Annotated in this window: 10 protein-coding genes and 3 tRNA genes; 9 read left to right on the plus strand and 4 right to left on the minus strand. The window is 53.1% G+C overall.

Features of this window, described 5'->3' with window-relative positions; all coding sequences use genetic code 11:
- Nucleotides 1-22: 22 nt before the first annotated feature.
- The gene (locus NF212_RS00160; protein ID WP_434357768.1) at nt 23-442 is read right to left on the minus strand and encodes a c-type cytochrome; all 420 of its coding nucleotides are present in this window, start codon (nt 440-442) and stop codon (nt 23-25) included.
- Nucleotides 443-763: 321 nt separating this feature from the next.
- Between NF212_RS00160 and NF212_RS00165 the strand changes: the two genes are divergently transcribed.
- The 8 genes from NF212_RS00165 to dppF all read left to right on the plus strand — a co-directional run bounded on the left by NF212_RS00165 (nt 764) and on the right by dppF (nt 7328).
- Nucleotides 764-840 (plus strand) — tRNA-Arg (locus tag NF212_RS00165).
- Nucleotides 841-870: 30 nt separating this feature from the next.
- Nucleotides 871-946, plus strand: a tRNA-His gene (locus NF212_RS00170).
- A gap of 5 nt (nt 947-951) precedes the next feature.
- Nucleotides 952-1028: transfer RNA gene (locus NF212_RS00175), tRNA-Pro, on the plus strand.
- Between the two features lie 725 nt (nt 1029-1753).
- Nucleotides 1754-3346, plus strand: a complete 1593-nt coding sequence (locus NF212_RS00180; RefSeq protein WP_434357770.1) for an ABC transporter substrate-binding protein — start codon at nt 1754-1756, stop codon at nt 3344-3346.
- A gap of 73 nt (nt 3347-3419) precedes the next feature.
- Entirely contained in the window at nt 3420-4433 is a 1014-nt protein-coding gene (locus tag NF212_RS00185; RefSeq protein WP_434357772.1) for an ABC transporter permease subunit, read from the plus strand.
- A gap of 9 nt (nt 4434-4442) precedes the next feature.
- Entirely contained in the window at nt 4443-5348 is a 906-nt protein-coding gene (gene dppC, locus NF212_RS00190) for a dipeptide ABC transporter permease DppC (RefSeq protein ID WP_434357774.1), read from the plus strand.
- 10 nt (nt 5349-5358) lie between these two features.
- The gene (gene dppD / locus NF212_RS00195; protein WP_434357776.1) at nt 5359-6339 is read left to right on the plus strand and encodes a dipeptide ABC transporter ATP-binding protein; all 981 of its coding nucleotides are present in this window, start codon (nt 5359-5361) and stop codon (nt 6337-6339) included.
- Nucleotides 6336-7328 carry a dipeptide ABC transporter ATP-binding subunit DppF gene (gene dppF / locus NF212_RS00200; RefSeq protein WP_434357778.1) on the plus strand — a complete coding sequence of 331 codons (993 nt, stop codon included), beginning with the start codon at nt 6336-6338 and terminating at the stop codon, nt 7326-7328. Before dppD ends, dppF begins: the two co-directional genes overlap by 4 nt.
- Before the next feature lie 64 nt (nt 7329-7392).
- Here the strand turns inward: dppF and gorA are convergent, their stop codons facing one another.
- Both gorA and NF212_RS00210 read right to left on the minus strand, forming a co-directional pair.
- On the minus strand, nt 7393-8748 hold the full coding sequence (gene gorA / locus NF212_RS00205; RefSeq protein WP_434357780.1) for a glutathione-disulfide reductase: 1356 nt from the start codon (nt 8746-8748) through the stop codon (nt 7393-7395).
- 96 nt (nt 8749-8844) lie between these two features.
- Nucleotides 8845-9684: a 23S rRNA (adenine(2030)-N(6))-methyltransferase RlmJ gene (locus tag NF212_RS00210; protein WP_434357782.1), complete on the minus strand. Its 840-nt coding sequence runs from the start codon at nt 9682-9684 to the stop codon at nt 8845-8847.
- A 210-nt stretch (nt 9685-9894) separates the two neighbouring features.
- On the opposite strand from NF212_RS00210, the gene prlC reads away from it, so the two are divergent.
- Nucleotides 9895-11937, plus strand: coding sequence for an oligopeptidase A (gene prlC / locus NF212_RS00215; RefSeq protein ID WP_434357784.1), 2043 nt, complete (start codon nt 9895-9897; stop codon nt 11935-11937).
- Nucleotides 11938-11987: 50 nt separating this feature from the next.
- On the opposite strand, the gene gppA is transcribed toward prlC, so the two are convergent.
- Nucleotides 11988-13472 (minus strand): guanosine-5'-triphosphate,3'-diphosphate diphosphatase, encoded by a 1485-nt coding sequence (gppA, locus tag NF212_RS00220; protein WP_434360791.1) that lies wholly within the window; start codon nt 13470-13472, stop codon nt 11988-11990.
- Nucleotides 13473-13483 lie beyond the last annotated feature (11 nt).

Genomic DNA, 13483 nt, shown 5'->3' on the forward strand with positions numbered 1-13483 from the left:
GTATCAACGGTATAGCGTGTTATTACAAGCTCAACATATGGTCGATGGCTGCAACGATTTCCTCGTCAGAACAGTCCATGCAGGTACCACGGGCTGGCATAGCGTTGAAGCCGTTGATGGCATGCTGGTTCAAGGTGTCACGACCCTGGGCAAGACGAGGCTCCCATGCAGCGGCATCACCGGTTTTCGGCGCACCGGCAGCACCTGTGCCGTGGCAGGCCATACAGAAGGTGTTGTAAACCTGGTCGCCGGTACGCGGACCGGCAGGCTCCGCTGCAGCGGTGACCGGGCCTTCTCCGTCAAGATACACAGAACCAACCTGGGAAATACGTTCCGCAATGGCTTCTTCTGACATATCCGCTGCCTGAACAGCAGTAGCGATAGACAGTGCAGCGACGGCACTTACGGCTACACGGCTAAAAAAGTTTCCTTTCACACTCACAGTTACACTCCCACAATTGCTGGCACAGGCTGCCTTTGTTGTTTTTGGTTGCCGATCGATGCATGCCAACGGTGCGTCATCCTTTACGGCAAACTCCTTATCAGTCTTGGCTGAAATAGGAGGTTAATCCAATGTAAATATTGCGTGATTATATCGCTTAAGGTTGTTGCATGAAACTGTTACAGTTCATACTTATGAGGTTGCTCTTGTTTGATGAATACGCATTTTGTCGAAAAAGAGAGCAATCGATAAAAAATTTAAAAAAAAGACTAGACGCGTAGATGTGATATCCGTAATATCCGTCTCCGCCGACAGGGCAAGGCGCCCGTAGCTCAGTTGGATAGAGCGTTGGCCTCCGGAGCCAAAGGTCACAGGTTCAAATCCTGTCGGGCGCGCCACTCCGGAAGGTTGAAGGCGCAGTAACAATGGTGGCTATAGCTCAGTTGGTAGAGCCCTGGATTGTGATTCCAGTTGTCGCGAGTTCGAGTCTCGTTAGCCACCCCATCTATCGGTGAATAGCGCAGTTTGGTAGCGCATCTGGTTTGGGACCAGAGGGTCGGGGGTTCGAATCCCTCTTCACCGACCAAATTAAAGAAACCCCGCTCAATGAGCGGGGTTTTTTGCATTTGTAGATTTTTATTTTCTAAAAAGCCAGATTTCCTGCCTAAAAATCCCCGTAGTATTAAATTTCTAATCTTTGAACTTCATCAAACTGCTTTAGGCGCTTTCACGGATCTGTAGTGAATAAGCACTAAATTTTTATATTCATTCCCTTGGTCTATCTTGTGTAATTTTGATTGCTTCCTAGAGCCTAACACTCAATAGGGGCAAACTGGCGGTTAAACCTTCTGGATTTGTTCTATTTAGCGATCACTTATGGAGGATTCTTTTTTGAATTAAATAAAATTCAGAGAGGTGATTTTTCATTGGTTAATTGGGTGGTGCGTAAGATGTTGATTATAAAAGATTGAAATCGATTACCATCACTGTGCTCTCTCCGTGATGTATCAGTCGACTAGGATGATTTTTGAATAGTTATGCGGTACATCGTATAAAAACCAGTCAATAGTGTGGCTTTGTTGATCTTTTGTGAAATCTTTGTCAGATTTCTACTGTGCCAATTACGTGTTCAATACGTGATTGCTGTCTGGTTGCATGGAGGCTCCAGGGCTTTAAAAAGCCAAAAACTCTCAGTAGTAAAATAAGGATATTCTTTTACTGCTATACCCGTGGACTGAAATCATCTGCCATCGGGTAATACCCAGTCTCCGATGCGGCCTATGTACTGATCTCAATACATGGAGCCATATCATGAAAACTACAATGTTGAAGCTGAGCGCGGCGCTGATTGCGTCGGCGGTTGCTGCCGGAGTACAGGCCAAAACGCTGGTCTACTGCTCCGAAGGTTCACCAGAAGGCTTTAACCCGTCGCTCTACACATCAGGCACTACATTCGATGCCAGCTCTCGCCAGATTTTTAACCGCTTGGTTCAGTTTGAGCGTGGCACCACCAAGATTGTCCCAGGCTTGGCTGAGTCCTGGACAGTTTCAGATGACGGCTTGAGCTATGCGTTCAAGCTGCGCAAAGGCGTGAAATTCCACTCAACAAAGAATTTCAAACCAACCCGTGATTTCAATGCCGACGATGTCATCTTCTCGTTCATGCGTCAGAAAGATGCCAACCATCCTTACCATAAAGTTTCCGGCGGCTCGTATGAGTACTTCAATGCGATGGAAATGGGTGATCTGATCAAGTCGATCGACAAGAAGGATGATTACACCGTTGTTTTCAACCTGACCCGTCCGGAAGCCCCGTTTATTGCCAACCTGGCGATGGACTTTGCTTCGATTATGTCTAAAGAGCAGGGTGACCAAATGCTGGCAGCCGGTACCCCTGAAAAATTGGATCTTGAACCTGTTGGTACCGGCCCATTCCAGTTGGCCGGATACAAAAAAGACTCTTCAATCCGCTACACCGCAAACCCTTCATACTATGAAGGTAAAGCGCCAATCGATCGTCTGGTGTTCTCTATCACGCCTGATGCTTCAGTGCGTTATGCCAAGCTCCAGAAGGGTGAGTGTCATGTGATGCCATATCCAAACCCGGCTGATCTTGAGCGTATGCGTTCAGACAAGGTAGTTAACCTGATGAACCAGGAAGGCCTGAACGTCGGTTACCTTGGCTTCAACACCCAGAAGAAGCCATTTGATGATGTTCGTGTCCGCCAGGCGCTGAACATGGCGGTTAACAAGGCCGCGATCATTGATGCCGTATTCCAGGGTGCAGGTAAGGAAGCGAAAAACCCGATTCCACCGACAATCTGGTCATACAACGACGCAGTGGTTGACTACAACTATGATCTGGAAAAAGCCAAGGCACTGCTTGCTGAAGCCGGTTTGAAAGATGGCTTTACCACGAACATCTGGGCGATGCCTGTACAGCGTCCATACAACCCGAATGCACGTCGTATGGCTGAAGTTATTCAGGCTGACTGGGCGAAGGTTGGCGTGAAAGCTGAAATCGTGACTTATGAGTGGGGTGAGTACCTCAAGCGTTCGAAAGCCGGTGAGCACGATTCTGTCCTGCTTGGCTGGACTGGTGACAACGGTGACCCGGATAACTTCCTGGCTGTTCTTCTTGGCTGTTCAGGTGTAGGTGGTTCTAATCGTGCCCAATGGTGTTATGAGCCGTTTGAAAACCTGATCCAGGCTGCGAAGAAAACATCTGATGTTGCTGAGCGTACCCGTCTGTACGAAGAGGCTCAGGTGGTATTCAAGGAGCAGGCTCCTTGGGTAACTATCGCGCACTCGGTTGTTTTCGAGCCAGTGCGCAAGGAAGTGAAAAACTACAAGATCGACCCATTCGGCGGTCACATCTTCTATGGCGTAGATATTCAAGAATAATAGCCACCTAGAGTTAGCGGCCGCACGTTGCGGCCGCTTTTTGCTTCTCCACGCTTTGTGAGCGGACGTAAGTATGTTTCAGTTTATCCTTAAGCGCCTGGGGTTGGTGATCCCGACTTTTGTCGGTATTACGTTGCTGACCTTCTCCTTAATCCGGCTGATTCCGGGCGACCCAATAGAAGTGATGGCCGGTGAGCGGGGTGTATCTCCGGAACGCCATGCCCAGCTTATGGCGGAGCTTGGTCTCGACAAGCCTCTTTTCGAACAGTATTTCATCTATATCGGCAATGTATTGCAGGGAGATCTCGGTAACTCCCTGATCACCAAAGAGCCGGTACTTTCAGAGTTTATGACCCTCTTCCCGGCCACAATGGAGTTGGCATTTTGTGCCGCCCTGTTTGCCATATTAGTGGGGTTGCCTGCCGGAATCCTGGCAGCAGTGAAGCGGGGCACAGTGCTCGATCATTCGGTGATGGCGGTTTCCCTTACCGGGTACTCCATGCCGATTTTCTGGTGGGCGCTGCTTTTGATTCTTTTCTTCTCCATCGGTCTGGACCTGACCCCGGTTTCCGGACGGATGGACGATGCCACCTACTGGGTAGACGAAGTTACCGGCTTTATGCTGATAGACAGCTGGCTCTCTGAGGAGGAGGGGGCATTTGGCGCCGCCGTCCATCACCTGATATTGCCAGCGGTTGCCCTGGGCACCATCCCTCTTGCCGTCATTGCCCGTATGACCCGCTCTTCCATGCTGGAGGTGCTGGGTGAAGACTATATCCGTACTGCCCGTGCCAAAGGACTGATGCCATGGCGTGTGGTACTGATTCACGGTCTTCGCAACGCACTTATACCGGTAATAACGGTTATCGGCCTGCAGGTTGGGATATTGCTGTCCGGTGCGATCCTTACCGAAACCATCTTCGCCTGGCCGGGGATCGGCAAGTGGCTTATTGAGTCCATCGGACGGCGGGATTACCCGGTCGTTCAAGGCGGGATCCTGCTGGTGGCAACCATCATCATTGTGGTGAACCTTATCGTGGATATTCTCTACGGTGTGGTTAACCCACGTATCCGCCACGGCAAATAAGGGGGAGATATGACTGAAGCAAATAAAGCCGTAACTGCCCCCAAGGAGATGGAACCACTGTCTCCGTTCGCTGAATTCTGGGGATACTTTTCACAAAATACCGGGGCCCTGATTGGGCTTATCTATATTGCGCTGGTCATTGCCGTTGCCCTGTTGGCAAATGTTGTCGCACCACATGACCCGGCTGAGCAGTTCCGTGATGCCTTGCTGGTTCCACCGGCTTGGTCGGAAGGGGGCGACTGGCGCTTTATCCTGGGCACGGATGATGTGGGCCGGGATATTCTCTCCCGTCTTATTTTCGGCGCGCGGTTGTCGCTCCTGATAGGCTGTCTGGTGGTGGTTTTGTCACTGGTGCTGGGGGTGTTCCTTGGGCTGGTGGCCGGTTATTTCCGGGGTATGGTTGACACAGCTATCATGCGTTTGGTCGACATCATGCTGGCATTGCCAAGCCTGTTGCTGGCAATTGCTATTGTGGCGATTCTTGGCCCCTCAATATTTAACGCATCTATCGCCATTTCTTTCGTATCGTTGCCGCACTACGTCCGACTGACTCGGGCATCTGTGCTGGCAGAGGTAAACCGGGATTATGTGACAGCCTCCCGGGTTGCCGGTGCCGGGCACCTGCGCCTTATGTTTGTTGTGCTGTTGCCCAACTGTGTGGCGCCGTTGATTGTCCAGGCAACGCTGGGTTTCTCTACGGCAATTCTTGATATGGCAGCCCTTGGCTTCCTTGGGCTCGGTGCACAGCCACCAACGCCGGAATGGGGAGTGATGCTGGCAGATGCGCGCCAGTTTATAAACTCTGCCTGGTGGGTGGTAACTTTCCCGGGTGTGGCAATTTTGCTGACCGTATTGGCTTTCAACCTTATGGGTGACGGTCTGCGCGATGCCCTCGATCCAAAACTGAAGCAATAAGGAGAGCACAATGGCGATTTTGGAAGTAAATCAGCTCTCTGTGCATTTTGGAGACGAGAGCGCCGCGTTCAAAGCGGTAGATAAAATCAGCTATACCGTTGATGAGGGTGAAATTCTCGGTATTGTCGGGGAGTCTGGCTCAGGTAAGTCGGTAAGTTCCTTGGCCATAATGGGCCTTATCGACTTTCCCGGCCGGGTGATGGCGGATTCGGTGAATTTTTACGGGCGTAACCTGCTGGAAATGCCGGAAAAGGAGCGCAAGAAGCTGACAGGTGCGGATATCTCCATGATATTCCAGGATCCAATGACCAGCCTCAACCCGTGCTTTACCGTCGGCTTCCAGATTATGGAAGCGCTCAAAGTTCATCAGGGTGGCAGTAAAAAGGAACGCAAGGAAAGGGCGACAGAACTTCTGAGGCTGGTGGGGATTCCGGATCCGGCTTCGCGTTTGAATGTGTACCCGCACCAGCTATCCGGCGGTATGAGCCAGCGTGTGATGATTGCGATGGCAATAGCCTGTAACCCGCGTCTGCTGATCGCCGATGAGCCGACAACGGCGCTGGATGTAACCATCCAGGCTCAGATTATCGACCTGCTGTTGGATCTGCAAAAAGAGCAGAACATGGCGCTGGTGTTGATTACCCACGACCTGGCGTTGGTGGCAGAGGCAGCACACAAGGTTATCGTTATGTACGCCGGACAGATTGTTGAAACCGGAGCGGCGACAGAAATCTTTAAAACCCCGAAACACCCCTATACCCAGGCATTGCTTCGCTCCCTGCCGGAGTCCGCAGTAGGTGCAACCCGGCTGGACTCCCTGCCGGGCGTGGTACCCGGACGTTTTGACCGGCCGACCGGCTGTATGCTCAACCCTCGCTGCCCGTATGCAACAGCGAAATGCCGCAGCGAGGAGCCGGCCGTACAGGGGCCGGTTAACCGTGCAGTCAAATGCCACTATCCACTGAATGAGCAGGGGGAGCCAACGCAATGAGTGAACAACAGGCACCGCTGCTCCATGCAGTGGATTTGAAAAAGTACTACCCGGTTAAGCAGGGAATGTTCAAGCCAGAAGCTGAGGTGAAGGCGCTGGATGGTGTTTCTTTCACCCTTGAGCGCGGTAAAACACTGGCTGTGGTGGGTGAGTCAGGTTGTGGAAAGTCTACGCTTGGCCGCCTGCTTACCATGATTGAAGTGCCGACTGGCGGTGAGCTGACCTTTCAGGGACAGGATCTGCTGAAGCACGACCCGGCAGCTGAGAAGCTGCGTCGGCAAAAAATCCAGATAGTGTTCCAGAACCCTTACGGTTCCCTTAACCCGCGTAAGAAGGTTGGGCAGATCCTGGAAGAGCCGTTGATTATCAATACTGACCTTAGCGGTAAAGAGCGCAAGGAAAGGGCGTTGGCAATCATGGCGAAAGTGGGGCTAAAGCCTGAGCAGTACGACCGTTACCCGCATATGTTCTCCGGAGGACAGCGCCAGCGGATCGCGATTGCGCGTGGCCTGATGCTGAACCCGGAAGTGGTGGTCGCAGATGAGCCTGTTTCGGCGCTGGATGTGTCGGTGCAGGCCCAGGTCCTCAACCTGATGATGGACTTGCAGGATGAACTCGGGCTTTCCTACGTGTTTATCTCGCATGATTTGTCAGTGGTGGAGCATATAGCCGATGAGGTGATGGTGATGTACCTGGGACGCTGTGTGGAGCAGGGCAGCAAAGAACAGATCTTTGCCAACCCACAGCACCCGTACACCCAGGCACTGCTGTCGGCGACACCCCGTCTTGATCCGGAGCACCGCCGTGAGCGTATTAAGCTCACCGGTGAATTGCCAAGCCCGTTGAACCCACCTAAAGGCTGCGCGTTCCACGCCCGCTGCCGGTTTGCTACTGAGCGATGCAACCAGGAACAGCCAAAGTTGAAAGACTATGGTGATGCCCTGATAGCCTGCCACGTGGTTGATGAACAAAAGCAGGCGGTAGTTTGATATTCCCCGGAAAAAGAGAAGGCGGCCAACCGGCCGCCTTCTCTTTTTTAGCCATTTTAATGGCTTACCTCATGGTCACAAATTCCTCAGACCCGGTTGGGTGAATGGCGACCACGCTGTCAAAGTCGGCTTTGGTTGCGCCCATCTTCATGGCGACGCCGAAGCCTTGGATCATTTCATCCACGGTGTAGCCGATGCCGTGCAGACCAACCACTTTTTCATCATCACCTGCGCACACCAGCTTCATTTTGCATGGCTGGCGGTGTTTGGTAACGGCGGTGTACATGGCAGCAAATGAGGAGGTGTAAACCCTCACATTTTCTTCCCCATACTGGGCTTTGGCTTCCGGCTCAGTCAGGCCGATGGTGCCAATCGGCGGGTGGCTGAATACCACGGTCGGGATTAGCTCATAGTCCATTTTGGCGTCGGTTTTGCCGTTGAACAGGCGCTCAGAGAGCTGGCGGCCGGCTTTCACTGCGACAGGGGTCAGCTCAACGCCACCTTCCATGATGTCACCCACGCAGTAAATACCAGGGACATTGGTGTTCTGGTATTCATCTACCTTGATGTAACCGCGGCTGTTGGTTTCCACGCCGGCAGCCTCAAGGTTGATGGTATCTGTGGTTGGTTCACGGCCGATTGCCCAAATCAGCACGTCAGTGTTGTGGGTTTCGCCGTTTTCAAACTTCAGGGTCACGCTGCCGTCAGCCTCTTTCACCACTTCCTGTGGGATAGAGTGGGTGTGCAGGGTTGGGCCTTCTGCCGCCATCACCTCTACCAGCGTTTCGATAACCATAGGGTCGAAGGTGCGGATAGGGGATTCCTTGCGGACAAACAGGTGGGTGTCTGAACCCAGCGCATGAAGCACGCCAGCAATCTCTACCGCAATGTAGCCAGCGCCGATAACGGCAACACGTTCCGGCTTTTCAGTCAGCTCGAAGAAGCCGTTTGAGTCGATGCCGTGCTCGGCACCCGGTACGTTCGGGATGGTCGGGCGGCCGCCAACAGCAACCAGGATATGGTCCGCGGTGTAGTGCTCGCCGTCCACCTCAACGGTCTTGCTGTCAACAAAGCGGGCAAAGCCGTTGATGACCTCAATCTTGTTGTTGCCAAGCACTCGCTCGTAAGAACCGTGGATCCGGCCGATATAGGCTTCGCGGCTGTCTACCAGTGTTTGCCAGTTGAAATTGTTTACCGTAACGTCAAAACCGTAATCGGCAGCATAGAGGTTCATGGCCTCTGCAACCTGGGCGCCGTGCCACATTACCTTTTTCGGTACACACCCTACGTTTACGCAGGTTCCGCCGAGGTGCTTGGCTTCAATCAGTGCCACTTTGGCTCCGTACATTGCTGCGCGGTTGGCAGATGCGATACCGCCGCTTCCGCCGCCAATGCAGATGTAGTCAAAATGCTTAGCCATGAGTTTCTCCATGCTGTTATTTATTTGAGTAATTTGAAGGCTGTTTCCACGCAAGCACAGTATTTCCCTGCGCTTATCTAATTGTTATTTAGTTCTTTATTCTGGAACAATCCAGTCCAGTTTATAGTGACCGTGCTCTGGTGCAAGCTGATCTTTCAGCCAAGGCAACACGGTTTGCATCTGGCTTTCCAGCTTCCACGGCGGGTTGATCACAATCATGCCGGAAGCTGTCATGCCGCGTTCGATGGTATCCGGTGATACGCCCAGTTCAATTTGCAGGATCTTGCGGATGCCAAGCTTTTCCAGCCCTTTGGTCATCAGGTCGATATTTTCCCGCAGCACCACCGGGTACCAAATAGCGTAAACACCGGTTGCCCAGCGCTTGTGTGCTTCCTGAATCGCTTTAACCACGCCCTGGTAGTCAGTTTTGATTTCATAGGACGGGTCAATCAGTACCAGGCCGCGGCGCTCTTTCGGCGGCAGGCTGGCCTTCAGGCGGGCAAAACCGTCTTCGTTATAGATGCTGACCTGACGGTCACGCTCAAACTCCTGCTGGAGCAGCGGGTAGTCAGTGCTGTGAAGCTCGGTCAGCACCATGCGATCCTGCGGGCGGATGCAATGGCGTGCAATACGCGGTGAACCCGGGTAGTAGTTAAGTGTGTCATCACTGTTCATCGCCTTGACGGCTTCAATGTAACCCAGTACCTCTTCCGGCAGGTCGGTACGCTGCCAGATTTTGGCGACACCGTCTTTGTATTCACCGGTTTTCTCAGCGTGATCGCCGGTTAAGTCATAACGGCCTGCACCGGAGTGAGTGTCATGATAAACAAAGGCTTTATCCTTTTGCTTGAGGGCATCCAGGATTAAAACCTCTACAATATGTTTAAGCACGTCGGCATGGTTACCGGCGTGAAAACTGTGGCGATAACTGAGCATAATAGTGATCGAATATTTGGGATAATGGCAGTAATTATACCCAAACCACCTCAAGATGCTTGATTCAGTGTGAAACCTATATCTTGGGGTAGTTTGGGCATTTATGACCCATTGCGGTCACGGTTGCAGTAATTCAGACCGCCGTAGCCATTGAAATCTTCCCCTCGTGACTGCATCTAATGAGTTATCTAGATAAAAAGGATAAAGCCGATGTCAAACCCACTACTGACTTTCACGGATCTCCCTCCGTTTTCACAGATTAAACCCGAACACGTAAAGCCCGCTGTCGAACAAGTGCTGGCAGATTGCCGTGCAACGGTTGAGCGTGTGGTGGCTGAGGCTGAAACCCCAAGCTGGGAGACAATCTGCGCACCACTGGCTGATGCTGATGACCGTCTTGGCCGCGTTTGGTCGCCGGTCAGCCATATGAATGCCGTGGTAAACAGCAATGAACTGCGCGATGCATATGAAAGCTGCCTGCCCATGCTGTCTGAATACTCTACCTGGGTCGGTCAGCACAAAGGCCTTTACGATGCCTACAAAGCCATCCGTGAAAGTGAGGAATTCGACACCCTGGACGCGGCACAGCAAAAAGCGATTACCAATGCGCTGCGCGACTTTGAGCTTTCCGGTATTGCCCTGCCTGCGAACGAACAGCACCGCTTCGGTGAGATTAGCAAGCGCCTGTCCGAACTCTCATCCAAGTTCAACAACAACGTACTCGATGCCACCATGGGCTGGAGCAAGCTGATTACTGACGATAGCGAGTTGTCCGGCCTGCCGGAGTCAGCCCTTTCAGCCGCCAAGGCGCTGGCGGAATCCCGTGAGCAGGAAGGTTACCTGTTTACCCTGGATATCCCGTCTTACCTGCCAGTGATGACTTACTGCGAAAACCGTGAACTGCGCCGTGAAATGTACGAAGCATTCACCACCCGTGCGTCAGACCGCGGACCGAATGCCGGTACCTGGGACAACACTGAAATTATGGCAGAAACCCTTCGCCTGAAGTTTGAAATTGCCCGCCTGCTTGGCTTTAACAGCTACAGCGAACTGTCGCTGGCGACCAAAATGGCGGAAACCACTGACCAGGTGCTGTCATTCCTCAATGAGCTGGTGGAAAAAGCCCGCCCGCAGGGTATGCGTGAAGTGACTGAGCTGCGCGATTTTGCCCGCACTGAATTCGGTGTGGAAGAGATGGAGCCCTGGGACTTCGCGTTCTACGGCGAGAAGCTCAAGCAGCACCGCTACAGCATTTCCGATGAAGAGCTTCGCCCTTACTTCCCGGAACAAAAGGCCGTTGCCGGGTTGTTTGAAGTGCTGAAGCGCGTATTTGGCATGGAAGTACGTGAGCGGGGAGGTATTGATACCTGGCACGACAGCGTAAAGTTCTTTGATATCTTCGACAGCAAGGGTGAACTGCGTGGTAGCTTCTACCTCGACCTCTATGCCCGTGACCACAAGCGGGGCGGGGCATGGATGGATGAGTGCCGTGTGCGCCGCATCCTGGCTGACGGCAGTATCCAGACTCCGGTTGCCTACCTGACCTGTAACTTCAACAAGCCAGTGGGTGACAAGCCTGCGCTGTTTACCCATGACGAAGTGGTCACCCTGTTCCACGAGTTCGGCCACGGTATCCACCATATGCTGACGCAGGTCGAAGTGTCTGATGTATCCGGTATCAACGGTGTACCTTGGGATGCGGTAGAGCTGCCAAGCCAGTTCCTGGAAAACTGGTGCTGGGAAGAAGAGGCGCTGGCCTTTATCTCCGGTCACTATGAAACCGGTGAGCCTTTACCAAAAGAGATGCTGGAGCGCATGCTGGATGCCAAGAACTTCCAGTCTGCCATGGGCATCCTGCGCCAGCTGGAATTCGGTCTGTTCGATTTCACCATGTTTAGCCAGTACGACCCAGAAGAGGGTGCCAAGGTGCTGGAAACCCTGGCAGATGTGAAAGTCCGGGTATCTGTGGTGCCATCACCGGAATTCAATCGCTTCCCACATGCCTTCAGCCATATTTTCGGTGGTGGCTACAGTGCCGGCTACTACAGCTACCTATGGGCGGAAGTGCTGTCTTCTGACGCCTTCTCCCGCTTTGAGGAAGATGGCATCTTCAATACCCAGACCGGTCAGGACTTCCTGAACTGCATTCTGGAGCGTGGCGGTAGTGAAGAGCCAATGGAGCTGTTCAAACGCTTCCGCGGCCGCGAGCCACAACCGGATGCCCTGCTGCGCCACAGTGGAATTACCGGATAAATCGATATAAAAAAGGCGGGATTCCCCGCCTTTTTTGCGTATGTCAGAGATTAACCGCAGATTGCCAGCGGATACCCCGCATCAGTCTGGCGGTTTGCCTCAAGTTCAAGCTCTGTCGCCAGCAACGGGCTTTGCCCCAGTAAGCCGCCGGAAAGAGTGAGCTTGAGTGTATCGCCTGAAGCGGACAGAGATACTGCCGGTTGAACCGATTTATCCCGACGGTGGCAGAGAATAACTGCCAGGCGCAGAAGGCGCAGCAGGCGGACGGCACTGGTTGATGACAGTGCCTGCTTACCGTTTACAGCCGTAAACCCGTCACGGTAATGGCTTACCAGTTCTGCCAGCAGCTTGGCCTGTGCCCGGGTAAAGCCAGGCAGGTCGATATTGCGAAGCAGGTAGGCTGCGTGCTCACCCCCCTTTTTAAAACCGATGCTGATACCGATTTCGTGTAGGCGGGCGGCACTTTGCAACATGCATTTACCCTGGGGCTCTGTTACCCAGCTGGTACCGCACTGGTTAAGCAGTTCCTCTGCCATATCGGCAACCGCCCGGCCGTGGGCACTGTCGATCTGGTAACGGGTTTCCAGGCTTGCAAGGGTGCGCTGACACACATCATTTTCCCGCATACCGGCCATCAGTTCGTAAACCAGGCCTTCGCGGAGCGCACCGCCGGCAAGTGTCATGCTTTCTATGCCAAAGGATTCAAATATCGCAATCAGGATTGCCAGGCCACTTGGGAACACCAGTGCGCGCTCAAGCGTCAGCCCTTCAATGTCCAGCTCTTCGAGCTGACCGAAGCTGATAGCCTGTTTTTTAAGCCGGTTGAGTTTGGCAAGGGTAATAACCTCATCCATTCCCTGGGCGAGCATAATCTCCTGGAGCGCCTGTACTGTACCGCTGGCACCCACGCATACATCCCAGCCCAGCGCTTTGTAGTGGCCCAGAATAGGTGCCAGTTCAGCTTTGGCACCATCAATGGCGGCAGTGAAATTGGCTTCGTTCAGGACACGGTCGTGGAAATAGCCGTCAAGCCAGGTGACACAGCCCATTTTGAGGCTGGTCAGGGCGGCAGCATCGAAACCTTCACCGATGATGACTTCTGTACTGGCTCCACCGATATCGACCACCAGGCGTTTACCGCTTCCCCCGGATGTATGGGCTACACCCTGGTAGATGATGCGTGCCTCTTCCTCGCCGGGGATAACCTGGATAGGGAAGCCGAGGATCTTGCCTCCTTGCGCCAAAAACTCATCCCGGTTCACGGCAGAGCGGATGGCGGCTGTGGCAACCACCCGGATGTTGGCTCGGTCGATATCTTGCAGGCGCTCAGCAAACAGGGCAAGGCAGTCCCAGCCCCTTTGCATGGCTTCAAGGCTAAGCTGGTTATTTTTATCCAGCCCGGCAGCAAGGCGAACCTTGCGCTTAATTTTGGCCAGGGTCTGCACACTGCCGGCAACCTGGCGGACAACCCACATATGGAAGCTGTTGGAGCCCAAGTCAATGGCGACAAAAATCGGTGAAGCTGCGTTTTCCATGCTGCTAACGG

Origin of the sequence: Parasalinivibrio latis, from assembly GCF_036825535.1 — a bacterium.
Taxonomy (GTDB): domain Bacteria; phylum Pseudomonadota; class Gammaproteobacteria; order Enterobacterales; family Vibrionaceae; genus Parasalinivibrio; species Parasalinivibrio latis.